At 52.5% G+C, this 23,873-nt stretch carries 22 protein-coding genes; 16 read left to right on the forward strand and 6 right to left on the reverse strand.

From position 1 onward, the window contains the following. Positions 1–1,656: a DNA-binding transcriptional regulator SgrR gene (sgrR, locus tag FEK50_RS04525; protein WP_131161254.1), complete on the reverse strand. Its 1,656-nt coding sequence runs from the start codon at positions 1,654–1,656 to the stop codon at positions 1–3. An 88-nt stretch (positions 1,657–1,744) separates the two neighbouring features. Here sgrR and sgrT point away from each other — a divergent pair, with 88 nt between their 5' ends. Next, positions 1,745–1,876, forward strand: a complete 132-nt coding sequence (gene sgrT, locus FEK50_RS04530; RefSeq protein ID WP_131161253.1) for a glucose uptake inhibitor SgrT — start codon at positions 1,745–1,747, stop codon at positions 1,874–1,876. Between the two features lie 107 nt (positions 1,877–1,983). Here the strand turns inward: sgrT and leuD are convergent, their stop codons facing one another. The 5 genes from leuD to leuL all read right to left on the reverse strand — a co-directional run bounded on the left by leuD (position 1,984) and on the right by leuL (position 6,842). Then, on the reverse strand, positions 1,984–2,589 hold the full coding sequence (gene leuD / locus FEK50_RS04535) for a 3-isopropylmalate dehydratase small subunit (protein WP_130221637.1): 606 nt from the start codon (positions 2,587–2,589) through the stop codon (positions 1,984–1,986). Positions 2,590–2,599: 10 nt separating this feature from the next. Beyond that, entirely contained in the window at positions 2,600–4,000 is a 1,401-nt protein-coding gene (leuC, locus tag FEK50_RS04540; RefSeq protein ID WP_131161252.1) for a 3-isopropylmalate dehydratase large subunit, read from the reverse strand. 2 nt (positions 4,001–4,002) lie between these two features. Then, positions 4,003–5,094, reverse strand: coding sequence for a 3-isopropylmalate dehydrogenase (leuB, locus tag FEK50_RS04545; RefSeq protein WP_130204904.1), 1,092 nt, complete (start codon positions 5,092–5,094; stop codon positions 4,003–4,005). Beyond that, positions 5,094–6,665 carry a 2-isopropylmalate synthase gene (leuA, locus tag FEK50_RS04550; RefSeq protein WP_131161251.1) on the reverse strand — a complete coding sequence of 524 codons (1,572 nt, stop codon included), beginning with the start codon at positions 6,663–6,665 and terminating at the stop codon, positions 5,094–5,096. The genes leuB and leuA overlap by 1 nt, the downstream gene beginning before the upstream one ends. Before the next feature lie 90 nt (positions 6,666–6,755). Beyond that, on the reverse strand, positions 6,756–6,842 hold the full coding sequence (gene leuL / locus FEK50_RS04555; RefSeq protein ID WP_001374869.1) for a leu operon leader peptide: 87 nt from the start codon (positions 6,840–6,842) through the stop codon (positions 6,756–6,758). 660 nt (positions 6,843–7,502) lie between these two features. Between leuL and leuO the strand changes: the two genes are divergently transcribed. From leuO to murG, 15 genes are all read left to right on the forward strand, one after another. Further along, positions 7,503–8,447 carry a transcriptional regulator LeuO gene (leuO, locus tag FEK50_RS04560; RefSeq protein WP_130204908.1) on the forward strand — a complete coding sequence of 315 codons (945 nt, stop codon included), beginning with the start codon at positions 7,503–7,505 and terminating at the stop codon, positions 8,445–8,447. A gap of 317 nt (positions 8,448–8,764) precedes the next feature. Beyond that, positions 8,765–10,489: an acetolactate synthase 3 large subunit gene (ilvI, locus tag FEK50_RS04565; protein WP_131161250.1), complete on the forward strand. Its 1,725-nt coding sequence runs from the start codon at positions 8,765–8,767 to the stop codon at positions 10,487–10,489. 2 nt (positions 10,490–10,491) lie between these two features. After that, complete coding sequence (gene ilvN / locus FEK50_RS04570) at positions 10,492–10,983, forward strand: acetolactate synthase small subunit (protein WP_001252744.1); 492 nt, start codon at positions 10,492–10,494, stop codon at positions 10,981–10,983. Positions 10,984–10,994: 11 nt separating this feature from the next. Beyond that, positions 10,995–11,081: a hypothetical protein gene (locus FEK50_RS04575; protein ID WP_032160836.1), complete on the forward strand. Its 87-nt coding sequence runs from the start codon at positions 10,995–10,997 to the stop codon at positions 11,079–11,081. A gap of 81 nt (positions 11,082–11,162) precedes the next feature. Beyond that, a complete protein-coding gene (gene cra / locus FEK50_RS04580) occupies positions 11,163–12,167 on the forward strand; it encodes a catabolite repressor/activator (protein WP_064525210.1) in 1,005 nt (334 codons plus the stop codon). A gap of 599 nt (positions 12,168–12,766) precedes the next feature. After that, positions 12,767–13,225 carry a division/cell wall cluster transcriptional repressor MraZ gene (gene mraZ, locus FEK50_RS04585; RefSeq protein WP_064525207.1) on the forward strand — a complete coding sequence of 153 codons (459 nt, stop codon included), beginning with the start codon at positions 12,767–12,769 and terminating at the stop codon, positions 13,223–13,225. Between the two features lies 1 nt (position 13,226). After that, on the forward strand, positions 13,227–14,168 hold the full coding sequence (gene rsmH, locus FEK50_RS04590; RefSeq protein WP_130259630.1) for a 16S rRNA (cytosine(1402)-N(4))-methyltransferase RsmH: 942 nt from the start codon (positions 13,227–13,229) through the stop codon (positions 14,166–14,168). After that, positions 14,165–14,530 carry a cell division protein FtsL gene (gene ftsL, locus FEK50_RS04595; protein WP_000625658.1) on the forward strand — a complete coding sequence of 122 codons (366 nt, stop codon included), beginning with the start codon at positions 14,165–14,167 and terminating at the stop codon, positions 14,528–14,530. Before rsmH ends, ftsL begins: the two co-directional genes overlap by 4 nt. A gap of 15 nt (positions 14,531–14,545) precedes the next feature. Beyond that, positions 14,546–16,312 carry a peptidoglycan glycosyltransferase FtsI gene (ftsI, locus tag FEK50_RS04600; protein WP_000642222.1) on the forward strand — a complete coding sequence of 589 codons (1,767 nt, stop codon included), beginning with the start codon at positions 14,546–14,548 and terminating at the stop codon, positions 16,310–16,312. Continuing rightward, the gene (gene murE, locus FEK50_RS04605) at positions 16,299–17,786 is read left to right on the forward strand and encodes a UDP-N-acetylmuramoyl-L-alanyl-D-glutamate--2,6-diaminopimelate ligase (protein ID WP_131161249.1); all 1,488 of its coding nucleotides are present in this window, start codon (positions 16,299–16,301) and stop codon (positions 17,784–17,786) included. The genes ftsI and murE overlap by 14 nt, the downstream gene beginning before the upstream one ends. Continuing rightward, positions 17,783–19,141 (forward strand): UDP-N-acetylmuramoyl-tripeptide--D-alanyl-D-alanine ligase, encoded by a 1,359-nt coding sequence (gene murF, locus FEK50_RS04610; RefSeq protein ID WP_131161248.1) that lies wholly within the window; start codon positions 17,783–17,785, stop codon positions 19,139–19,141. The genes murE and murF overlap by 4 nt, the downstream gene beginning before the upstream one ends. Further along, on the forward strand, positions 19,135–20,217 hold the full coding sequence (mraY, locus tag FEK50_RS04615; protein ID WP_094337176.1) for a phospho-N-acetylmuramoyl-pentapeptide-transferase: 1,083 nt from the start codon (positions 19,135–19,137) through the stop codon (positions 20,215–20,217). The genes murF and mraY overlap by 7 nt, the downstream gene beginning before the upstream one ends. 2 nt (positions 20,218–20,219) lie before the next feature. Continuing rightward, complete coding sequence (murD, locus tag FEK50_RS04620) at positions 20,220–21,536, forward strand: UDP-N-acetylmuramoyl-L-alanine--D-glutamate ligase (RefSeq protein ID WP_131161247.1); 1,317 nt, start codon at positions 20,220–20,222, stop codon at positions 21,534–21,536. After that, positions 21,536–22,780 (forward strand): cell division protein FtsW, encoded by a 1,245-nt coding sequence (gene ftsW, locus FEK50_RS04625; protein WP_131161246.1) that lies wholly within the window; start codon positions 21,536–21,538, stop codon positions 22,778–22,780. The genes murD and ftsW overlap by 1 nt, the downstream gene beginning before the upstream one ends. After that, complete coding sequence (gene murG, locus FEK50_RS04630) at positions 22,777–23,844, forward strand: undecaprenyldiphospho-muramoylpentapeptide beta-N-acetylglucosaminyltransferase (protein ID WP_131161245.1); 1,068 nt, start codon at positions 22,777–22,779, stop codon at positions 23,842–23,844. Before ftsW ends, murG begins: the two co-directional genes overlap by 4 nt. Positions 23,845–23,873 lie beyond the last annotated feature (29 nt).

Below are 23,873 nucleotides of genomic sequence, written 5' to 3' on the forward strand. Positions count from 1 at the left end.
TCATGGATCCGGTGGCGCAAACCACGCTGATTTAAAATCGAACCAGCCGAGGGTGTTCATGCGCAGGCCGCGCATACTGCGTTGCCCCTGAATAATCAGCCAGTGGTGGATCAGCGGCACCATCGCTTTGCTGGCTACTAACCGCTGGCACCAGTTCGCCAGGTTCATCTCGCCGTTGCGCCAGCGCGTGGCGTCGGCTTGCCAGTCGAGAGGAATACAGTGTTGTAGCAGCGGTACTTCGTACAAATGCGCAAACAGCGAAAAATCCAGCGGCAGCGTAAAGTTGGCGCTGTTAAGCCAGATGTCGCTTTCGATCTCACCTTCGTGCCACTGATCGTAGCTGATCTCTTTGATTTCCAGGGTGACCTGGTGACTTGCCAGAATCTGCTGCATGATCCTGGCAATCACCCGATGTTCAATGTGATCCTGATAAAAGGTCAGGGTGAGATGTTCCAGCCCGGCAGGTTTTTCGCAATGTGTTGGGCGGGCATGGTGCCAGCGGGGGAGCAGCCCATAGGCCGGAAACCACAGTTGCTGGTACTGTTCCTCGGCGAAATAAACCAGATTGGTCGGCGAAAGTACATAGCTTATCCAGTCTCTGACTTGCTGATTCGCCCCGCGATGGGTGCGGCTGTCGAACAGTAAATAGTAGCAACCTTCTTCAAGGCGACTTTCAATCTCTTTTTCCTCGCCCTGCGGCCCTTTCAGCATCAGGCCTCCAGCGGGTTCATCGGCAATTTCCGGCAAGACCCAGACGTTAACTTCGTCGATTAATGCCCGATAACCGAAGAAATCATCGAATGCCTGAATTTTCAGTTGGTTAGTGCTGTTACGCATTACCGCATACGGACCGGTACCGATAGGGTGGCTGGCAAAATTGCTGAGGGTTTCCCATTCACGCGGCAGGATCATCGCCGGAACTTGCGCCAGCAGTAACGGCAACCAGCGATCTGGCTGAGTGAGATGAATATCCAGCGTCCAGGGCGTCGGCGACACAATTTCAGCGATGTGGGAATAGAGCGGCAGAGTATTGATCCGCTTCAACGAGGCGATGACGTCGTCCATTTCCAGTTCACGACCATGATGAAAATGGATCCCGGGGCGCAAAAAGAAGCGCCAGTGGAGTGGGGAAATCTGCTGCCAGTGGTGGGCGATGTCCGCCTCCAGTTCCCCATTTTCCTCATTTATTCGGGTTAACGCACTGAAGATTTGCCGGGCGATATGCGTTTCGGAACGGCGTAATGCGCTGCCAGGCAGCAGATTACGCAACGGGCGATAGTAGAGCACGCGCAGGATGTGCCGCCCCTGGCGGAAGCTGCGCCCCAGATGGGAAATCAGCATTTGCCGCACAGCCGTTTTGTCGCCAACCAGCTGCACCAGTTGGTCGATATGATCCTGTTCAAGCAAATCTTCTGCCCGCTGTTGCTGAAGCGCCAGCCCGGTATACAGGAAGGTCAAACGTGAACGTTTACCGCGCCCAACTTCAGCTTCCCATGTTAACCAGCCGCGATCCTGCATGGTGTTGAGCAGGGTGCGCATATGACGACGGGAGCAGCTCAATAACTCCGCCAGTTCGTTGAGCGTCGTGTCCTGCGATTTACCGTCGCAGCATTGCCACAGGCGGATGAATTGTTGTTGCAGACGAGCTGATGGCATAAAAGGGGAACTCCTGCGCAAAAGTCAGCAATTTTATTTTCCCTATATTAAGTCAATAATTCTTAACGATGAAGCAAGGAGGTGTCCCATGCGTCAGTTTTATCAGCACTACTTTACCGCGACAGCGACGTTGTGCTGGCTGCGTTGGTTAAGCGTTCCACAGCGTTTAGCCATGCTTGAAGAACTGATGCAGTGGGAGGGGAGTGATTCTGAATACTGATTTGCGGACATCATGTGTGACTGAGTATTGGTGTTAATCGCCACGCCAGCAGTGAATACCTGCTGGCTTTTTTCTTTTTGGCGATTGAGTGCCGGACGGCGTACAAATTAACGCATAAACGCCGGTTGCTTCTCTTCATAAGTGGCAATAGCGTCGTCGTGCTGCAGGGTCAGACCGATGCTGTCCAGACCATTCATCATGCAGTGGCGGCGGAAGGCATCGATAGAAAAACGATACGTTTTATCACCCGCTTTCACCTCTTGCGCTTCCAGATCCACGGCGAAATGAATCCCTGGATTGGCTTGCACCAGTGCAAACAACTCATCCACTTCTGCATCGCTTAATTTCACCGGCAGCAGTTGGTTGTTAAAGCTGTTGCCATAGAAGATGTCAGCGAAACTCGGCGCAATCACCACTTTAAAACCGTAGTCGGTCAATGCCCACGGCGCGTGCTCACGCGAGGAGCCGCAGCCGAAGTTTTCTCGTGCCAGCAAAATCGATGCGCCCTGATATTGCGGGAAGTTCAGCACGAAGTCCGGGTTTGGCTGTTGGCCTTTTTCATCCAGAAAACGCCAGTCATTAAACAGATGCGCGCCAAAACCAGTACGCGTCACTTTCTGCAGAAACTGTTTCGGGATAATCGCATCGGTATCGACATTGGCGGCATCCAGCGGAACCACCAGGCCTGTATGTTTGATAAATTTCTCTGCCATGGTCTGCTCCTTATTTAATGTTGCGAATGTCGGCGAAATGTCCGGTCACAGCAGCGGCGGCAGCCATTGCCGGGCTGACCAGATGCGTGCGCCCGCCGCGCCCCTGGCGGCCTTCAAAGTTACGGTTGCTGGTGGAGGCACAACGTTCGCCCGGATTCAGACGGTCGTTATTCATCGCCAGACACATTGAGCAACCAGGCAAGCGCCATTCAAAACCGGCTTCAATAAAGATTTTGTCCAGACCTTCCGCTTCCGCCTGAGCTTTTACCGGGCCAGAGCCGGGAACCACCAGTGCCTGTACACCTGGCGCGACTTTTCGCCCTTTGGCGATTTCCGCCGCCGCGCGTAAATCTTCAATACGTGAGTTGGTACAAGAACCGATAAACACTTTATCGATAGCGACTTCGGTCAATGGAATACCCGGTTTCAGCCCCATATAGGCCAACGCTTTTTCTGCCGACGCGCGCTCAACCGGATCGGTAAACGAAGCCGGATCGGGAATATTGTCATTCACGGAGATCACCTGACCGGGGTTAGTTCCCCAGGTGACCTGCGGGGCGATCTCTTCTGCTTGCAGAGTCACAACTGTATCGAAAGTTGCACCTTCGTCGGTTTGCAGGGTCTTCCAGTAGGCGACGGCATCGTCAAAATCTTTGCCTTTCGGCGCATGCAGACGGCCTTTGACATAGTTAAAGGTGGTTTCGTCAGGTGCAACCAGACCGGCTTTCGCGCCCATTTCGATTGCCATATTGCACAGGGTCATACGACCTTCCATGCTTAAATCACGGATTGCTTCGCCGCAAAACTCCACCACATGCCCGGTGCCGCCAGCGCTGCCGGTTTTACCGATAATTGCCAGCACGATATCTTTCGCGGTAATGCCCGGCGCGGCTTTGCCCTGGACTTCAATTTTCATGGTCTTCGCGCGGCCCTGTTTCAGGGTTTGCGTTGCCAGCACGTGTTCAACTTCAGAAGTACCGATACCAAACGCCAGTGCGCCAAAAGCGCCGTGGGTGGCGGTATGCGAGTCGCCGCAGACAATGGTCATCCCTGGTAAGGTGACGCCCTGTTCCGGCCCCATCACGTGGACGATCCCCTGATACGGGTGATTCAGGTCATACAGTTCGACGCCAAATTCTTTGCAGTTTTTGATCAGCTCCTGCATCTGGATCCGTGCCATTTCACCGCAGGCATTAATGTCTTTGGTCTGGGTGGAGACGTTGTGATCCATGGTGGCGAAGGTTTTCCCCGGCTGACGCACCGGGCGACCGTGGGCGCGCAGGCCATCGAACGCCTGCGGTGAGGTCACTTCATGCACCAGGTGGCGGTCGATATATAACAGCGGGGTTTCGTTTTCGGCTTCGTACACTACGTGAGCGTCGAACAATTTTTCGTATAACGTCTTAGCCATGATTACACCCCTTCTGCCACATAGCGGGCAATGATATCGCCCATTTCATCGGTACTAACGGCGGCAGCGCCACGGGCTAAATCCCCGGTGCGAATGCCTTCTTCTAATGCGCGGTTAATGGCGCGTTCAATGGCGCAAGCCGCATCATCGGCATCCAGGCTGTAGCGCAGCAGCAGCGCCAGCGACAGAATTTGCGCAATCGGGTTGGCGATGTTTTTGCCTGCGATATCTGGTGCCGAGCCGCCTGCCGGTTCATACAGACCAAAACCTTGCTCGTTCAGGCTAGCGGAAGGCAACATCCCCATCGAGCCAGTGATCATCGCACACTCATCAGACAGAATGTCGCCAAACAGGTTGGAGCACAGCAGAACGTCAAACTGTGATGGATCTTTAATCAGCTGCATGGTGGCGTTGTCGATGTACATATGCGCCAGTTCGACATCCGGATATTCAATGGCGATCTCATTAACAATTTCCCGCCATAAAATAGAGGATTGCAGCACATTGGCTTTGTCGATTGAGGTGACTTTGCGACGACGCTTGCGGGCAGATTCAAACGCGATACGGGCGATGCGTTCGATCTCAAAACGGTGATACACCTCGGTATCAAACGCTTTTTCATATTGTCCGCTGCCTTCACGGCCTTTTGGCTGACCGAAATAGATGCCGCCGGTCAGTTCGCGCACGCACAGGATGTCGAAGCCGTTAGCGGCAATGTCAGCACGCAGTGGACAGAATGCTTCCAGCCCCTGATACAGTTTTGCCGGACGCAGATTGCTGAATAATTTGAAGTGCTTACGCAAAGGCAACAGCGCGCCGCGTTCTGGTTGCTGGTCTGGTGGTAAATGTTCCCACTTCGGGCCGCCTACCGAGCCAAACAGCACGGCATCGGCTTGCTCGCAACCTTCAACCGTCGCAGGCGGCAGCGGTTGTCCGTGGTTATCAATGGCTGCGCCGCCTACATCGTAATGGCTGGTGGTGATGCGCATCGCAAAGCGGTTGCGCACGGCATCCAGCACTTTCAGCGCCTGGGTCATCACTTCCGGACCAATACCGTCCCCCGGCAATACGGCAATATGGTAATTCTTCGACATCACACGGTTTCCTTGTTGTTTTCGTTGTGTTGAGCTTTGCGTTGCAACTCTTTTTCGACTTCTGCGGCGCGCCAGATATTGTTCAGTACGTGCACCATGGCTTTGGCGGAGGACTCGACAATATCGGTGGCCAGGCCGACGCCGTGGAAGCGGCGACCGTTGTAGTTGGCGACGATATCCACCTGACCCAGCGCATCTTTACCGTGGCCTTTGGCGGTCAGGCTGTATTTCACCAGTTCGACGTTATAGTCAGTGATACGGTTAATGGCCTGATAGACGGCATCGACCGGACCGTTACCGTTGGCGGCTTCCGCTTTGACTTCTTCGCCACAGACCAGTTTGACGGCGGCAGTGGCGATATCGTTAGAACCAGACTGCACGCTGAAGTAATCCAGACGGAAATGCTCCGGCTCTTCTTGTTGCTTACCGATAAAGGCCAGCGCTTCCAGGTCATAATCAAACACCTGACCTTTTTTATCTGCCAGCTTCAGGAAGGCGTCGTACAGATTGTCTAAATTATATTCACTTTCTTTATATCCCATCTCATCCATACGGTGTTTCACTGCCGCACGGCCTGAACGAGAGGTCAGATTCAGCTGGATTTGGTTCAGACCAATAGATTCTGGTGTCATGATTTCGTAGTTTTCGCGGTTTTTCAGCACGCCATCCTGGTGGATACCGGAGGAGTGTGCGAATGCGCCGCTACCAACAATGGCTTTGTTTGCCGGGATCGGCATATTACAAATCTGGCTAACTAACTGGCTGGTGCGCCATATCTCCTGGTGATTAATGGCGGTGTGGACGTTGAGGATATCCTTACGAACTTTGATCGCCATGATCACTTCTTCCAGCGAACAGTTTCCGGCGCGTTCGCCGATCCCGTTCATTGCGCCTTCTACCTGCCGCGCTCCGGCATGTACCGCCGCCAGTGAGTTACCTACTGCCAGGCCTAAATCGTCGTGGGTGTGTACGGAAATAATGGCTTTGTCGATGTTAGGCACGCGTTCATACAGGCCGCTGATGATTCCGGCGAACTCAAACGGCATGGTGTAGCCCACGGTGTCCGGAATGTTGATGGTGGTGGCACCGGCGTTAATTGCCGATTCGACCACTCGCGCCAGATCGGCAATCGGGGTACGCCCGGCATCTTCGCAAGAAAATTCAACATCATCTGTATAATTACGAGCGCGTTTCACCATATAGATAGCGCGTTCGATCACGTCGTCCAGCGTGCTGCGCAGCTTGGTGGCGATGTGCATTGGGGAGGTAGCAATAAAGGTATGAATACGGAAGGCTTCGGCGACTTTCAGAGATTCAGCCGCCACATCGATATCTTTTTCCACGCAGCGAGCTAACGCACATACGCGGCTATTTTTGACCTGGCGGGCGATGGTTTGCACCGATTCAAAATCGCCCGGCGAAGAGACGGGGAAACCAACTTCCATTACGTCAACACCCATACGCTCAAGGGCCAGCGCAATTTGCAGTTTTTCTTTCGCACTCAGACTTGCCTGTAACGCCTGTTCACCGTCGCGTAATGTGGTATCGAAAATAATAACTTGCTGGCTCATGGTTTAGGTCCTTGTCTCTTTTAGAGCGCCTCGCTTCGGGCATAAAAAAACCCGCGCAATGGCGCGGGTTTTTTTTGACTGCGTGCTGGCTTAATGCTGGATGCCGCTCACTCGTCTACCGCGCAAAAAAGATGCGTTTAGTAGTAGTAGACCGATAAAGCGAACGATGTGAGTCATTAAATCAGCTCCAGATGAATGCGATATGCTTTTAGAGTTACTGGATACAAAAACGGATGTCAACCCTGTAGTAAGAAAAGCGGCTTTTCAGCGGTAATTTTGCATGTATCAAATTAGCTAATTGTGCTGTGTATACATAAACCAACAATATTAATTTCTGTCAGCCAGATCACACTTTTCATTAATTGACATACTTCAGCATAATTTATTGCATTTAATCAATAAGTGATATGCATATAGATAGTATCAATTACCTAACCCATCCTGATGATTTTTCTGTAATTATTTATTTGATGAATGTTTAATTATTGATGAGGCTTATATTATTGATAAGTTAATAAGGAAGATATGGGTGATTAATATATAAATTTTTAATTAAAGTGGCGATTTTATACATATCATGGATGATTGAGCATTCATGGTGATTATGATTATATTGTTTGTGTGATAAAAACATTATAGATAATCATGCTGTGGTGGATGACTCTCTGCGCGGCGGTGGATTTTGTTTTAAACAGAACTCTTATCTTTATGTTTTCCTAATTTTACTCATTTTCCTTTTTCTTATTTTATATGTATGGTAAATCATATTTTTCAGGATTATTTTTTTTCTGCATTCCGGTAAGGAAAAGGGAGTTAAGTGTGACAGTGGAGTTAAGTATGCCAGAGGTAAAAACAGATCATCCAGAACCAGCAGATTTTAGTAAGCCACAGCTGCGCATGGTCGATCTAAACTTATTAACTGTTTTCGATGCCGTGATGCAGGAGCAGAATATTACTCGTGCCGCTCATGTTCTGGGAATGTCGCAACCTGCGGTCAGTAACGCTGTTGCACGCCTGAAAGTGATGTTTAATGACGAGTTGTTTGTTCGTTATGGTCGTGGTATCCAACCGACTGCCCGCGCATTTCAGCTTTTTGGCTCTGTGCGCCAGGCGCTGCAATTAGTGCAAAACGAATTACCGGGTTCAGGTTTTGAGCCTGCCAGTAGCGAGCGGGTATTCCATCTCTGTGTTTGCAGCCCGTTAGATAGCATTCTGACCTCGCAGATTTATAATCACATTGAGCAGATTGCGCCAAATATACATGTTATGTTCAAGTCTTCATTAAATCAGAACACTGAACATCAGTTGCGCTATCAGGAAACGGAGTTCGTTATAAGTTATGAAGATTTCCACCGCCCTGAATTTACCAGTGTGCCGTTATTTAAAGATGAAATGGTGCTGGTAGCCAGTAAGAACCATCCGCATATTAAAGGTCCATTACTGAAACATGATGTTTATAACGAACAACATGCGGCGGTTTCGCTCGATCGTTTCGCCTCATTTAGTCAACCGTGGTACGACACAGTAGATAAGCAAGCCAGTATTGCTTATCAGGGCATGGCAATGATGAGCGTCCTTAGCGTGGTGTCGCAAACTCACCTGGTCGCTATTGCGCCTCGTTGGCTGGCTGAAGAGTTCGCCGAATCTTTAGAATTACAGATATTACCGCTGCCGTTAAAACAGAATAGCAGAACCTGTTATCTCTCCTGGCATGAGGCTGCCGGGCGCGATAAAGGCCATCAGTGGATGGAAGAGCAATTAGTCTCTATATGTAAACGCTAAACAAAAGCAGAATAAATCAGGCATTCCTTTCTGGTTTATTCTGCTTTTTTTATTAAATGTAGAATTTTGTTCTAAATGCATGTGCGCCAGATTTCATGAAAAATTAAAAAAATAGAGAAATTGCTGTAAGTAGCCGAATCTAGCCAATTTATTATCAATTTACGCCTTCATTCTGGAGTATTTTATCGTTTCTTTTCTCCTTTCCTCCTGTTTATTCTTATTTCTTCACGTTTGTGACTCTGTCTGCCAATTGCTTAAGCAAGATCGGACGGTTAATGTGTTTTACACATTTTTTCCGCCAAACAGTGAGGCAGGCCATGGAGATGTTGTCTGGAGCCGAGATGGTCGTCCGATCGCTTATCGATCAGGGCGTTAAACAAGTATTCGGTTATCCCGGAGGCGCGGTCCTTGATATTTACGATGCATTGCATACCGTGGGGGGTATCGATCACGTATTAGTTCGTCATGAGCAAGCGGCTGTGCATATGGCCGATGGCCTGGCACGTGCAACCGGGGAAGTGGGGGTCGTGCTGGTGACGTCGGGTCCTGGGGCGACTAACGCGATTACCGGTATCGCTACTGCTTATATGGACTCCATTCCCTTGGTTGTCCTTTCTGGTCAGGTAGCGACCTCGCTGATAGGCTACGATGCCTTTCAGGAGTGCGACATGGTGGGAATTTCCCGCCCGGTGGTAAAACACAGTTTCCTGGTTAAGCAAACGGAAGATATTCCTCAGGTGCTGAAAAAAGCATTCTGGCTGGCGGCAAGTGGTCGTCCTGGGCCAGTGGTGGTTGATTTACCGAAAGATATTCTTAATCCGGCGAACAAATTACCCTACGTCTGGCCGGAGTCGGTCAGTATGCGCTCTTATAACCCGACCACACTGGGTCATAAGGGGCAGATTAAACGCGCATTGCAGACACTGGCGGCAGCGAAAAAACCGGTAGTTTACGTTGGCGGCGGCGCCGTGACTGCGAGTTGCCATCAACAACTCAAACAGATTATTGAGCAGCTTAATCTTCCCGTTGTCTCTTCATTAATGGGGCTGGGGGCGTTTCCGGCAACGCATCGTCAGACGCTGGGGATGCTGGGAATGCACGGCACCTACGAAGCCAATATGACCATGCATAATGCCGATGTTATTTTTGCGGTCGGCGTGCGCTTTGACGATCGCACCACTAACAATCTGGCCAAGTACTGCCCGAATGCAACGGTTTTACATATTGATATCGATCCTACGTCGATCTCAAAAACCGTTACCGCCGACATTCCGATCGTTGGTGACGCGCGGTTGGTGCTGGATCAAATGCTGGAGCTGCTGGCACAAGAAACGGCTCACCAACCGTTGGATGAAATTCGTGACTGGTGGCAACAGATTGAACAGTGGCGCGCTCGCCAGTGCCTTAAATACGATACTCAGAGCGAAAAGATTAAACCGCAAGCGGTGATTGAGACACTCTGGCGGCTGACGAAAGGCGATGCATATGTCACGTCCGACGTCGGGCAGCACCAGATGTTCGCCGCGCTTTATTATCCTTTCGATAAACCGCGCCGCTGGATCAATTCCGGTGGCCTCGGCACTATGGGCTTTGGTTTGCCTGCGGCGCTGGGTGTCAAAATGGCATTGCCAGAAGAAACCGTGGTCTGTGTCACTGGCGACGGCAGCATTCAGATGAACATTCAGGAACTGTCTACCGCTTTGCAATATGAACTGCCGGTGCTGGTGGTGAATCTCAATAACCGCTATCTGGGGATGGTGAAGCAGTGGCAGGACATGATCTATTCCGGCCGCCATTCACAATCTTATATGCAGTCGCTACCGGATTTCGTTCGTCTGGCGGAAGCCTATGGCCATGTTGGGATCCAGATCTCTCATCCGCAAGAGCTGGAAAACAAACTTAGCGAGGCACTGGAACAGGTCCGCAATAATCGCCTGGTGTTTGTTGATGTCACTGTTGATGGCAGCGAGCACGTCTACCCGATGCAGATTCGTGGCGGCGGAATGGATGAAATGTGGTTAAGCAAAACGGAGAGAACCTGATTATGCGCCGGATATTATCCGTATTACTCGAAAATGAATCAGGCGCGTTATCCCGCGTGATCGGCCTCTTTTCCCAACGGGGCTATAACATTGAAAGCCTGACCGTTGCGCCAACCGACGATCCGACATTATCGCGTATGACTATCCAGACCGTGGGCGATGAAAAAGTGTTGGAGCAGATTGAAAAGCAATTACACAAGCTGGTCGATGTGCTGCGTGTTAGCGAACTGGGGCAGGGGGCGCATGTTGAGCGGGAAATCATGCTGGTGAAAATTCAGGCCAGTGGCTACGGACGTGACGAAGTGAAGCGAAATACGGAAATATTCCGTGGGCAAATCATTGATGTCACGCCATCGCTTTATACCGTTCAATTGGCGGGAACCAGCGATAAGCTTGATGCATTTTTAGCATCGATTCGCGATGTGGCGAAAATTGTGGAGGTCGCTCGTTCCGGCGTAGTAGGACTTTCGCGCGGCGATAAAATAATGCGTTGAGAATGATCTCAATGCGCAATTTACAGCCCAACATGTCACGTTGGGCTTTTTTTGCGAATTCAGTGGGAACCTGGAATAAAAGCAGTTGCCGCAGTTAATTTTCTGCGCTTAGATGTTAATGAATTTAACCCATGCCAGTACAATGGGTATGGTTTTTACATTTTACTCAAGGGGCAATTGTGAAACTGGATGAAATCGCTCGGCTGGCGGGAGTGTCGCGGACCACTGCAAGCTATGTTATTAACGGCAAAGCGAAGCAATACCGTGTGAGCGACAAAACCGTTGAAAAAGTCATGGCAGTGGTGCGTGAGCACAATTACCACCCAAATGCCGTGGCTGCTGGGCTTCGTGCTGGACGCACACGTTCGATTGGTCTTGTGATCCCCGATCTGGAGAACACAAGTTACACCCGTATCGCTAATTATCTTGAACGTCAGGCGCGGCAACGGGGTTATCAACTACTGATTGCTTGTTCCGAAGATCAGCCAGACAACGAAATGCGCTGTATTGAGCATCTTTTGCAGCGCCAGGTCGATGCCATCATTGTTTCGACGTCGCTGCCGCCGGAGCATCCTTTTTATCAACGCTGGGCTAACGACCCGTTCCCGATTGTCGCGCTGGACCGCGCCCTCGATCGTGAACACTTCACCAGCGTTGTGGGTGCCGACCAGGATGATGCAGAAATGCTGGCCGAAGAGTTACGTAAGTTTCCTGCTGAGACGGTGCTTTATCTTGGCGCGTTGCCGGAGCTTTCTGTCAGCTTCCTGCGCGAGCAGGGTTTCCGTACCGCCTGGAAAGATGATCCACGCGAAGTGCATTTCCTTTATGCCAACAGTTATGAGCGGGAAACCGCTGCCCAGTTATTCGAAAAATGGCTGGAAACGCATCCGATGCCGCAGGCGCTGTTCACCACCTCATTTGCGTTGTTGCAAGGCGTTATGGATGTCACGCTGCGCCGCGATGGCAAACTGCCTTCTGATTTGGCAATTGCGACCTTTGGTGACAACGAATTGCTCGACTTCTTACAGTGTCCGGTACTGGCGGTAGCCCAGCGTCATCGCGACGTTGCGGAACGCGTACTGGAGATTGTGCTCGCCAGTCTGGATGAGCCGCGCAAACCAAAACCAGGCTTAACACGCATTAAACGTAATCTCTATCGTCGTGGTGTACTAAGCCGTAGATAAACATTACGAAAAGATGCGCCAGTGGATTTTACCTCTGGCGCATTGAGTACGTAATTGGACATCGATATCCATAATGTAAATAAGACTATTCTGGACAATTATCCATAAGCCCTCCTGAATATCCTGCCAATTAACTCCATTCGCTGCGTTGAATGATAATTAACTCGTAACGGTAGATTGCAATTGCATTATTTTGTTACAAGCAAATCGGCAATTGCCGATTAAACAAACACTTTTCTAAACTTTTGTTCAAAGTCGCTGGCATCAGGCATGGCGCACGTGCAACAGGGACTGTTATCCGGGGGAGATATGTCCTAAAATGCCGCTCGCGTCGCAAACTGACACTTTATATTTCCATTAAGGAAAATTGAGTCGTTTTTAAAACGGTAATGATGAATGGGATTTTTTCTTACAACTATTCATGACGTTAATTTGCTTCGTTTGTTGGGCGATTTTTAAACAATGCAGATATTAGCCGTAAACATTGGGTTTTTTGCTTCGGTAAGGAATGTTCCTGGCTTGACAAGCTTTTCCTCCGCTCCGTAAACTCCTTTTAGTGGGAATTTGTGGGATAAAGTGGTAATCGGGGGGAGACTGGCATGTTCCGGGGAGCAACGTTAGTCAATCTCGACAGTAAAGGGCGCTTATCGGTGCCTACCCGTTATCGGGAAGAACTGCTCGGGAGCGCTGCCGGTCAAATGGTGTGTACCATTGACATTCATCACCCGTGCCTGCTGCTTTACCCCCTTCCTGAATGGGAAATTATCGAGCACAAATTATCGCGTCTTTCGAGCATGAACCCTGTTGAACGTCGTGTTCAACGCCTTCTGTTAGGGCATGCCAGTGAGTGTCAGCTGGATAGCGCAGGTCGATTATTAATCGCGCCTGTGTTGCGGCAGCATGCCGGGCTGACGAAAGAAGTGATGCTGGTCGGGCAGTTCAATAAGTTCGAACTGTGGGATGAAACGACCTGGCATCAACAGGTCAGGGAAGATATCGACGCTGAACAGTCTGTTACCGAAAACTTGTCGGAGCGACTGCAGGACTTGTCTCTATAAAATGATGGAAAACTATAAACATACCACGGTACTGCTGGACGAAGCCGTAAATGGCCTCAATATCCGTCCTGACGGTATCTACATTGATGGAACTTTTGGTCGCGGTGGTCACTCACGTCTGATTCTTTCGCAACTTGGCGAAACGGGACGCTTGTTGGCAATCGATCGCGACCCGCAGGCTATTGCCGTCGCGAAGACTATTAATGATCCGCGCTTCTCCATCATTCATGGACCTTTCTCTGCGCTGGGCGAATATGTCGCCGAGCGCGATCTTATCGGCAAGATCGACGGCATTCTGCTCGATCTTGGCGTCTCTTCACCGCAACTCGATGATGCTGAACGCGGTTTTTCCTTTATGCGCGATGGCCCGTTGGACATGCGTATGGACCCGACGCGCGGTCAGTCTGCCGCCGAATGGCTACAAACCGCAGAAGAATCCGATATTGCCTGGGTATTAAAAACCTATGGCGAAGAGCGTTTTGCTAAACGTATTGCACGCGCCATTGTCGAGCGTAACCGCGAACAGCCGATGACCCGCACTAAAGAACTGGCAGAAGTCGTTGCTGCCGCAACGCCGGTGAAAGACAAATTCAAACATCCCGCGACCCGTACCTTCCAGGCGGTGCGCATTTGGGTGAACAGTGAACTGGAGGAGATAGAGCAGGCGCTAAAAAGCTCGCTTAACGTGCTGGCCCCAGGCGGGCGGCTTTCGATCATCAGTTTTCATTCGCTGGAAGATCGTATTGTGAAACGCTTTATGCGTGAAAACAGTCGCGGTCCACAAGTTCCGGCAGGGTTACCGATGACTGAAGAGCAGCTCAAAAAACTGGGTGGCCGTCAGTTGCGAGCACTAGGTAAGTTGATGCCGGGCGAAGAAGAGGTGGCAGAGAACCCTCGTGCCCGTAGTTCAGTTCTGCGTATTGCAGAGAGGACGAACGCATGATCAGCAGAGTGACAGAAGCCCTCAGCAAAGTTAAAGGATCGATGGGAAGCCACGAGCGCCATGCCTTGCCTGGCGTTATCGGTGACGATCTTTTGCGGTTTGGGAAGCTGCCGCTCTGCCTGTTCATTTGCATTATTTTGACGGCGGTGACTGTGGTGACCACGGCGCACCATACCCGTTTGCTCACCGCTCAGCGCGAACAACTGGTGCTGGAGCGAGACGCTTTAGACATTGAATGGCGCAACCTCATTCTTGAAGAGAATGCGCTCGGCGACCATAGCCGGGTGGAACGGATCGCCACGGAGAAGCTGCAAATGCAGCATGTTGATCCATCACAAGAAAATATCGTAGTGCAAAAATAAGGATAAACGCGACGCATGAAAGCAGCGGCGAAAACGCAGAAACCAAAACGTCAGGAAGAACATGCCAACTTTATCAGTTGGCGTTTTGCGTTGTTATGCGGCTGTATTTTATTGGCACTGGCTTTCCTGCTGGGGCGCGTTGCCTGGTTGCAGGTAATCTCCCCGGATATGCTGGTGAAAGAGGGCGACATGCGCTCTCTTCGCGTTCAGCAAGTCTCCACCTCCCGCGGCATGATTACCGACCGTTCTGGTCGCCCGTTAGCAGTGAGTGTGCCAGTAAAAGCGATCTGGGCCGACCCGAAAGAAGTGCATGAAGCCGGCGGCATCAGCGTCGGTGACCGCTGGAAGGCGCTGGCTAACGCGCTCAATATTCCGCTGGATCAACTTTCCGCCCGCATTAATGCCAACCCGAAAGGGCGCTTTATCTATCTGGCGCGTCAGGTTAACCCTGACATGGCTGAATACATCAAAAAACTGAAGCTGCCGGGGATTCATCTGCGCGAAGAATCTCGCCGTTACTACCCGTCTGGCGAAGTGACCGCTCACCTCATTGGCTTTACTAACGTCGATAGTCAGGGGATTGAGGGCGTCGAGAAAAGTTTTGATAAATGGCTTACCGGGCAACCGGGCGAACGTATTGTGCGTAAAGACCGCTATGGCCGTGTAATCGAAGATATTTCTTCTACCGACAGCCAGGCGGCGCACAACCTGGCGTTGAGTATTGATGAACGCCTGCAGGCGCTGGTTTATCGCGAACTGAACAACGCCGTGGCCTTTAACAAGGCTGAATCCGGCAGCGCCGTGCTGGTGGATGTCAACACCGGCGAAGTGCTGGCGATGGCCAACAGCCCGTCTTACAACCCCAACAATCTGAGTGGCACGCCAAAAGAGGCGATGCGTAACCGTACCATTACCGACGTGTTTGAACCGGGCTCTACCGTCAAACCGATGGTGGTGATGACCGCGTTGCAACGTGGTGTGGTGCGGGAAAACTCGGTGCTTAATACCGTGCCTTATCGAATTAACGGCCACGAAATTAAAGACGTGGCGCGCTATAGCGAATTAACCCTGACCGGGGTATTACAGAAGTCGAGTAACGTCGGTGTTTCCAAGCTGGCGTTAGCGATGCCGTCCTCAGCGTTAGTAGATACTTACTCACGTTTTGGGTTGGGAAAAGCGACCAATTTGGGGTTGGTCGGAGAACGCAGTGGCTTATATCCTCAAAAACAACGGTGGTCTGACATAGAGAGGGCCACCTTCTCTTTCGGCTACGGGCTAATGGTAACACCGTTACAGTTAGCGCGAGTCTACGCAACCATTGGCAGCTATGGCATCTATCGCCCGCTGTCGATTACCAAGGTTGATCCCCCGGTTCCTGGTGAACGTGTCTTCCCGGAATCCATTGTTCGCACCGTGGTGCATATGATGGAAAGCGTGGCGCTACCGGGCGGGGGTGGCGTGAAGGCGGCGATTAAAGGCTATCGTATCGCCATTAAAACCGGTACCGCGAAAAAGGTCGGGCCGGATGGTCGCTACATCAATAAATATATTGCTTATACCGCAGGCGTTGCGCCTGCGAGTCAGCCGCGCTTCGCGCTGGTTGTTGTTATCAACGATCCGCAGGCGGGTAAATACTACGGCGGCGCCGTTTCCGCGCCGGTCTTTGGTGCCATCATGGGCGGCGTATTGCGCACCATGAACATCGAACCGGATGCGCTGACAACGGGTGATAAAAACGAATTTGTGATTAATCAAGGCGAGGGGACAGGTGGCAGATCGTAATTTGCGCGACCTTCTTGCTCCGTGGGTGCCAAACGCACCTTCGCGAGCACTGCGAGAGATGACACTCGACAGCCGTGTGGCTGCGTCGGGCGATCTTTTTGTAGCTGTAGTAGGTCATCAGGCGGACGGGCGTCGATATATCCCGCAGGCGATAGCGCAAGGTGTGGCTGCCATTATTGCAGAGGCAAAAGATGAGGCGACCGATGGTGAAATCCGTGAAATGCACGGCGTACCGGTCATCTATCTCAGCCAGCTCAATGAGCGTTTATCAGCGCTGGCGGGCCGCTTTTACCATGAACCCTCTGACAATTTACGTCTCGTGGGCGTAACGGGCACCAACGGCAAAACCACCACCACCCAGCTTCTGGCGCAGTGGAGTCAGTTGCTTGGTGAAACCAGCGCGGTGATGGGTACCGTAGGTAACGGCCTGCTGGGTAAAGTTATTCCGACGGAAAACACGACCGGTTCGGCAGTCGACGTTCAGCATGAGCTGGCGGGGCTGGTGGATCAGGGCGCGACTTTTTGCGCAATGGAAGTTTCCTCCCACGGGCTGGTACAGCACCGTGTGGCGGCATTGGAATTTGCGGCGTCGGTCTTTACCAACTTAAGCCGCGATCACCTTGATTATCACGGTGATATGGAACATTACGAAGCCGCAAAATGGCTGCTTTATTCTGAACATCATTGCGGTCAGGCGATAGTCAACGCCGATGACGAAGTAGGCCGTCGCTGGCTGGCAAAACTGCCGGATGCAGTTGCGGTGTCGATGGAAGACCATATCAATCTGAACTGTCATGGCCGCTGGTTGAAAGCGATCGACGTGAACTATCACGACAGCGGCGCAACCATTCGCTTTAGCTCAAGCTGGGGCGATGGGGAAATTGAAAGTCGCCTGATGGGCGCTTTTAACGTCAGCAACTTGCTGCTCGCGCTGGCGACGCTGCTGGCACTGGGGTATCCGCTGGCTGACCTGCTTAAAACCGCCGCGCGTCTGCAGCCGGTTTGCGGACGTATGGAAGTGTTTACTGCACCGGGCAAACCGACGGTGGTTGTGGATTACGCTCACACCCCGGATGCACTGGAAAAAGCCTTGCAGGCTGCACGTCTTCACTGTGCAGGCAAGCTGTGGTGCGTCTTCGGCTGTGGCGGCGATCGTGATAAAGGCAAGCGTCCACTGATGGGGGCGATTGCTGAAGAGTTTGCCGACGTGGCGGTAGTAACTGACGATAACCCGCGTACCGAAGAACCGCGCGCCATCATCAACGATATTTTGGCGGGAATGTTAGATGCCGGACATGCCAAAGTGATGGAAGGTCGTGCCGAAGCGGTGACTTGCGCCGTTATGCAGGCTAAAGAGAACGATGTGGTGCTGGTCGCGGGCAAAGGCCATGAAGATTACCAGATTGTTGGCAATCAGCGCCTGGACTACTCCGATCGCGTCACGGTGGCGCGTTTGCTGGGGGTGATCGCATGATTAGCGTAACCCTTAGCCAACTTACCGATATTCTCAACGGTGAACTAAAAGGGGCAGATATCACCCTGGATGCCGTAACGACTGACACGCGGAAACTGACGCCAGGCTGTCTGTTTGTTGCCCTGAAAGGCGAACGTTTCGATGCCCACGATTTTGCTGACCAGGCGAAAGCTGGGGGCGCAGGCGCGCTCCTGGTCAGCCGTCCACTGGATATCGACCTGCCGCAGTTAATCGTTAAAGACACGCGTCTGGCATTTGGTGAACTGGCTGCATGGGTTCGCCAGCAAGTTCCGGCGCGCGTGGTTGCTCTGACCGGTTCCTCCGGTAAAACCTCCGTTAAAGAGATGACTGCGGCGATTTTAAGCCAGTGCGGCAACACGCTTTATACGGCAGGCAATCTCAACAACGACATCGGCGTGCCGATGACGCTGTTGCGCTTAACGCCGGAATATGATTACGCAGTTATTGAACTTGGCGCGAACCATCAGGGCGAAATTGCCTGGACTGTGAGTCTGACTCGCCCGGAAGCGGCGCTGGTCAACAACCTGGCAGCGGCGCATCTGGAAGGTTTTGGCTCGCTTGCGGGTGTCGCGAAAGCGAAAGGTGAAATCTTTAGCGGCCTGCCGGAAAACGGTATCGCCATTATGAACGCCGACAACAACGACTGGCTGAACTGGCAGAGCGTAATTGGCTCACGCAAAGTGTGGCGTTTCTCACCGAATGCCGCCAACAGCGATTTCACCGCCACCAATATCCATGTGACTTCGCACGGTACGGAATTTACGCTACAAACCCCAACGGGTAGCGTCGATGTTCTGCTGCCGTTGCCGGGGCGTCACAATATTGCGAATGCGCTGGCAGCCGCCGCGCTCTCCATGTCCGTGGGCGCAACGCTTGATGCTATCAAAGCGGGGCTGGCGAATCTGAAAGCCGTTCCCGGGCGTCTGTTCCCCATTCAACTGGCGGAAAACCAGTTGCTGCTCGACGACTCTTACAACGCCAATGTCGGTTCAATGACCGCAGCAGTCCAGGTACTGGCTGAAATGCCTGGCTACCGCGTGCTGGTGGTGGGCGATATGGCGGAACTGGGCGCTGAAAGCGAAGCCTGCCATGTACAGGTGGGCGAAGCGGCGAAGGCGGCTGGTATTGACCGCGTGTTAAGCGTGGGTAAACAAAGCCATGTTATCAGCACCGCCAGCGGCGTTGGCGAACATTTTGCTGATAAATCCGCGTTAATTGCGCGTCTTAAATCACTGATTGCAGAGCAACAGGTGATTACGATTTTAGTTAAGGGTTCACGTAGTGCCGCCATGGAAGAGGTGGTACGCGCTTTACAGGAGAATGGGACATGCTAGTTTGGCTGGCCGAACATTTGGTCAAATATTATTCCGGCTTTAACGTCTTTTCCTATCTGACGTTTCGCGCCATCGTCAGCCTGCTGACCGCGCTGTTTATCTCATTGTGGATGGGCCCGCGTATGATTGCCCATTTGCAAAAACTCTCCTTTGGTCAGGTCGTTCGTAACGATGGCCCGGAATCGCACTTTAGTAAGCGCGGTACGCCGACCATGGGCGGGATAATGATCCTGACGGCGATAGTGATCTCCGTACTGCTGTGGGCTTATCCCGCTAACCCATATGTCTGGTGCGTACTTGTGGTGCTGGTGGGTTACGGCATCATTGGTTTTGTCGACGACTATCGCAAAGTGGTGCGTAAAGACACCAAGGGCCTGATTGCGCGCTGGAAGTATTTCTGGATGTCGGTGATCGCGCTGGGCGTCGCCTTTGCGCTGTATCTTGCCGGGAAAGACACGCCAGCAACGCAGCTGGTGGTGCCGTTCTTTAAAGATGTGATGCCGCAGCTGGGGCTGTTCTACATCCTGCTGGCTTACTTCGTCATTGTTGGTACCGGTAATGCGGTAAACCTGACCGATGGCCTCGACGGGCTGGCGATTATGCCGACCGTATTTGTCGCCGGTGGTTTTGCGCTGGTGGCGTGGGCAACCGGCAACATGAACTTTGCCAGCTACTTGCATATACCGTATCTGCGGCACGCCGGGGAACTGGTTATTGTCTGCACCGCGATAGTCGGGGCAGGGCTGGGCTTCTTGTGGTTTAACACCTATCCGGCGCAGGTCTTTATGGGCGATGTCGGTTCGCTGGCATTAGGCGGCGCGCTGGGCATTATCGCTGTGCTGCTGCGTCAGGAATTCCTGCTGGTGATTATGGGCGGTGTGTTTGTGGTTGAAACCCTGTCGGTTATTTTGCAGGTCGGCTCCTTTAAACTGCGCGGGCAACGTATTTTCCGCATGGCGCCGATTCATCACCACTATGAACTGAAAGGTTGGCCGGAACCGCGCGTCATTGTGCGCTTCTGGATTATTTCGCTGATGCTGGTCCTGATTGGTCTGGCAACGCTGAAGGTACGTTAATCATGGCTGATTACCAGGGTAAAAATGTCGTTATTATCGGCCTGGGCCTCACCGGGCTTTCCTGCGTGGACTTTTTCCTTGCTCGCGGCGTGACGCCGCGCGTTATGGATACACGTATGACACCGCCTGGCCTGGATAAATTACCCGAAGCGGTGGAACGTCACACTGGCGGTCTTAATGACGCGTGGCTGATGGCAGCCGATCTGATCGTCGCCAGCCCCGGTATTGCGCTGGCGCATCCATCTTTAAGCGCCGCTGCCGATGCCGGAATTGAAATTGTTGGCGATATCGAACTGTTCTGCCGCGAAGCGCAGGCACCGATTGTGGCGATCACCGGTTCTAACGGCAAAAGCACTGTCACCACTTTAGTGGGCGAAATGGCGAAAGCAGCAGGTGTTAACGTCGGCGTGGGGGGCAACATTGGCCTGCCTGCGTTGATGCTGCTGGATGCCGAGTGCGAACTGTACGTGCTGGAACTGTCGAGCTTCCAGCTGGAAACCACCTCCAGCTTACAGGCGGTGGCAGCGACCATTCTGAACGTGACTGAAGATCATATGGATCGCTATCCGTTTGGATTGCAGCAATATCGTGCGGCAAAGCTGCGTATTTACGAAAATGCGAAAGTTTGTGTCGTCAATGCCGATGATGCCTTAACGATGCCGGTTCGCGGTGCGGATGAACGCTGCGTCAGCTTTGGCGTCAACATGGGTGACTATCACCTGAATCATCAGCAGGGCGAAACCTGGCTGCGGGTGAAAGGCGAGAAAGTGTTGAACGTGAAAGAGATGAAACTTTCCGGGCAACACAACTATACCAATGCGCTGGCAGCGCTGGCGCTGGCTGATGCCGCAGGGTTACCGCGCGCCAGCAGCCTGAAAGCGTTAACCACGTTCACTGGTCTGCCGCATCGTTTTGAAGTGGTGCTGGAGCATAACGGCGTGCGCTGGATTAACGATTCGAAAGCCACCAACGTCGGGAGTACAGAGGCGGCGCTGAACGGCTTGCAGGTAGACGGTACGCTGCATTTATTGCTGGGCGGTGATGGCAAATCGGCGGATTTCAGTCCACTGGCGCGCTATCTGAATGGCGACAACGTGCGTTTGTACTGTTTTGGTCGTGATGGCGCCCAGTTAGCGGCGCTGCGCCCGGAAGTGGCAGAGCAAACCGAAACCATGGAGCAGGCGATGCTCTTGCTGGCGCCACGCGTGCAGCCAGGGGATATGGTGCTGTTGTCACCAGCCTGTGCCAGCCTCGATCAGTTCAAGAACTTTGAACAACGGGGCAATGAGTTCGCCCGTCTGGCGAAGGAGTTAGGTTGATGCGTTTATCTCTCCCTCGCCTGAAAATGCCGTGCCTGCCAGGACTCAGTATCCTGGTCTGGATCTCCACGGCGCTTAAAGGCTGGGTGATGGGCTCGCGGGAAAAAGATACCGACAGCCTGATCATGTACGATCGCACCTTGCTGTGGCTGACCTTCGGCCTCGCGGCGATCGGCTTTATCATGGTGACTTCGGCGTCAATGCCCATTGGGCAGCGCTTAACCAACGATCCGTTTTTCTTCGCGAAGCGTGATGGCGTCTATCTGATCCTGGCATTCATTCTGGCGATCATTACGCTGCGTCTGCCGATGGAGTTCTGGCAACGTTACAGCGCTACGATGCTGCTTGGATCAATCATCCTGCTGATGATCGTGCTGGTGGTAGGTAGCTCAGTTAAAGGGGCATCACGTTGGATCGATCTCGGCCTGCTGCGTATTCAGCCTGCGGAGTTGACCAAGCTGTCGCTGTTTTGTTACATCGCCAACTATCTGGTGCGCAAAGGCGACGAAGTACGTAACAACCTGCGCGGCTTCCTGAAACCGATGGGCGTAATTCTGGTGCTGGCAGTGTTACTGCTGGCACAGCCAGACCTTGGTACAGTAGTCGTATTGTTCGTCACCACACTGGCGATGCTGTTCCTGGCGGGGGCAAAATTGTGGCAGTTCATTGCCATTATCGGCATGGGGATTTCAGCGGTCGTGCTGCTGATCCTCGCCGAACCGTACCGTATCCGCCGTGTTACTGCGTTCTGGAACCCGTGGGAAGATCCCTTCGGTAGCGGCTATCAGTTAACGCAATCCCTGATGGCGTTTGGTCGTGGCGAATTGTGGGGGCAAGGTTTAGGCAATTCGGTACAAAAACTGGAGTATCTGCCAGAAGCTCACACTGACTTCATTTTCGCCATTATCGGCGAAGAACTGGGGTATATCGGTGTGGTGCTGGCGCTTTTAATGGTATTCTTCGTCGCTTTTCGCGCGATGTCGATTGGCCGTAAAGCGTTAGAAATTGACCACCGTTTTTCCGGTTTTCTCGCCTGTTCAATTGGTATCTGGTTCAGCTTCCAGGCACTGGTGAACGTTGGCGCGGCAGCGGGGATGTTGCCAACTAAAGGTCTGACATTGCCGCTGATCAGTTACGGTGGTTCGAGCTTACTGATTATGTCGACAGCCATCATGATGCTGTTACGTATTGATTATGAAACACGTCTGGAGAAAGCGCAGGCGTTTGTACGAGGTTCTCGATGAGTGGTAAAGGGAAGCGATTAATGGTGATGGCAGGCGGTACTGGCGGGCACGTGTTCCCGGGACTGGCTGTTGCGCACCATTTAATGGCCCAGGGGTGGCAAGTTCGCTGGCTGGGTACTGCCGATCGTATGGAAGCGGACTTAGTGCCGAAACACGGTATCGAGATCGACTTTATTCGTATTTCTGGTCTGCGCGGCAAGGGTATTAAAGCGTTGCTCGCGGCTCCGCTGCGGATCTTTAACGCCTGGCGTCAGGCGCGGGCGATTATGAAAGCTTACAAGCCCGATGTGGTGCTCGGTATGGGCGGCTATGTTTCCGGGCCTGGTGGTCTGGCAGCATGGTCGTTAGGCATTCCGGTCGTACTTCACGAACAAAACGGCATTGCTGGCTTGACCAATAAATGGCTGGCGAAAATTGCTACCAAAGTGATGCAGGCGTTTCCGGGGGCTTTCCCTGATGCCGAAGTTGTTGGTAACCCGGTGCGTACTGATGTGCTGGCGCTGCCGTTGCCACAGCAGCGTATGGCTGGTCGTGAAGGTCCGGTTCGTGTTCTGGTTGTGGGTGGTTCCCAGGGAGCGCGCATCCTTAACCAGACAATGCCGCAGGTTGCAGCAAAGCTGGGTGGTTCAGTCACTATCTGGCATCAGAGCGGCAAAGGTTCGCAACAAACCGTTGAACAGGCTTATGCCGAAACGGGGCAACCGCAGCATAAAGTGACGGAATTTATTGATGATATGGCGGCGGCCTATGCGTGGGCGGATGTCGTCGTTTGCCGTTCTGGCGCGTTGACGGTGAGTGAAATCGCTGCGGCAGGGCTACCTGCGTTGTTTGTGCCGTTTCAACATAAAGACCGCCAACAGTACTGGAATGCGCTGCCGCTGGAAAAAGCGGGCGCAGCCAAAATTATCGAGCAGCCGCAGCTTACTGTGGATGCCATCGCCAACACCCTGGCCGGGTGGCCGCGAGAAACCTTATTAACCATGGCAGAACGCGCCCGAGCTGCATCCATTCCGGATGCCACCGAGCGAGTGGCAAATGAAGTGAGCCGGGCTGCCCGGGCGTAATCGTAGCGATGCCTTTTGCATCGTATGAA

Origin of the sequence: Escherichia sp. E2586 (assembly GCF_005781105.1) — a bacterium.
Classification (GTDB): domain Bacteria; phylum Pseudomonadota; class Gammaproteobacteria; order Enterobacterales; family Enterobacteriaceae; genus Escherichia.

Bases quoted from the DNA above. Each gene is read 5' to 3' on its own strand.
- ilvI (WP_131161250.1), top strand. From the start codon at position 8,765: ATGGAGATGTTGTCTGGAGCCGAGATGGTCGTCCGATCGCTTATCGAT.
- murD (WP_131161247.1), top strand. From the start codon at position 20,220: ATGGCTGATTACCAGGGTAAAAATGTCGTTATTATCGGCCTGGGCCTC.
- mraZ (WP_064525207.1), top strand. From the start codon at position 12,767: ATGTTCCGGGGAGCAACGTTAGTCAATCTCGACAGTAAAGGGCGCTTA.
- ftsI (WP_000642222.1), top strand. From the start codon at position 14,546: ATGAAAGCAGCGGCGAAAACGCAGAAACCAAAACGTCAGGAAGAACAT.
- murF (WP_131161248.1), top strand. From the start codon at position 17,783: ATGATTAGCGTAACCCTTAGCCAACTTACCGATATTCTCAACGGTGAA.
- leuC (WP_131161252.1), bottom strand. From the start codon at position 4,000: ATGGCTAAGACGTTATACGAAAAATTGTTCGACGCTCACGTAGTGTAC.
- sgrR (WP_131161254.1), bottom strand. From the start codon at position 1,656: ATGCCATCAGCTCGTCTGCAACAACAATTCATCCGCCTGTGGCAATGC.
- sgrT (WP_131161253.1), top strand. From the start codon at position 1,745: ATGCGTCAGTTTTATCAGCACTACTTTACCGCGACAGCGACGTTGTGC.
- leuL (WP_001374869.1), bottom strand. From the start codon at position 6,842: ATGACTCACATCGTTCGCTTTATCGGTCTACTACTACTAAACGCATCT.
- leuD (WP_130221637.1), bottom strand. From the start codon at position 2,589: ATGGCAGAGAAATTTATCAAACATACAGGCCTGGTGGTTCCGCTGGAT.
- leuO (WP_130204908.1), top strand. From the start codon at position 7,503: ATGCCAGAGGTAAAAACAGATCATCCAGAACCAGCAGATTTTAGTAAG.
- FEK50_RS04575 (WP_032160836.1), top strand. From the start codon at position 10,995: ATGCGCAATTTACAGCCCAACATGTCACGTTGGGCTTTTTTTGCGAAT.
- ilvN (WP_001252744.1), top strand. From the start codon at position 10,492: ATGCGCCGGATATTATCCGTATTACTCGAAAATGAATCAGGCGCGTTA.
- rsmH (WP_130259630.1), top strand. From the start codon at position 13,227: ATGATGGAAAACTATAAACATACCACGGTACTGCTGGACGAAGCCGTA.
- leuA (WP_131161251.1), bottom strand. From the start codon at position 6,665: ATGAGCCAGCAAGTTATTATTTTCGATACCACATTACGCGACGGTGAA.
- leuB (WP_130204904.1), bottom strand. From the start codon at position 5,094: ATGTCGAAGAATTACCATATTGCCGTATTGCCGGGGGACGGTATTGGT.
- mraY (WP_094337176.1), top strand. From the start codon at position 19,135: ATGCTAGTTTGGCTGGCCGAACATTTGGTCAAATATTATTCCGGCTTT.
- ftsL (WP_000625658.1), top strand. From the start codon at position 14,165: ATGATCAGCAGAGTGACAGAAGCCCTCAGCAAAGTTAAAGGATCGATG.
- ftsW (WP_131161246.1), top strand. From the start codon at position 21,536: ATGCGTTTATCTCTCCCTCGCCTGAAAATGCCGTGCCTGCCAGGACTC.
- murG (WP_131161245.1), top strand. From the start codon at position 22,777: ATGAGTGGTAAAGGGAAGCGATTAATGGTGATGGCAGGCGGTACTGGC.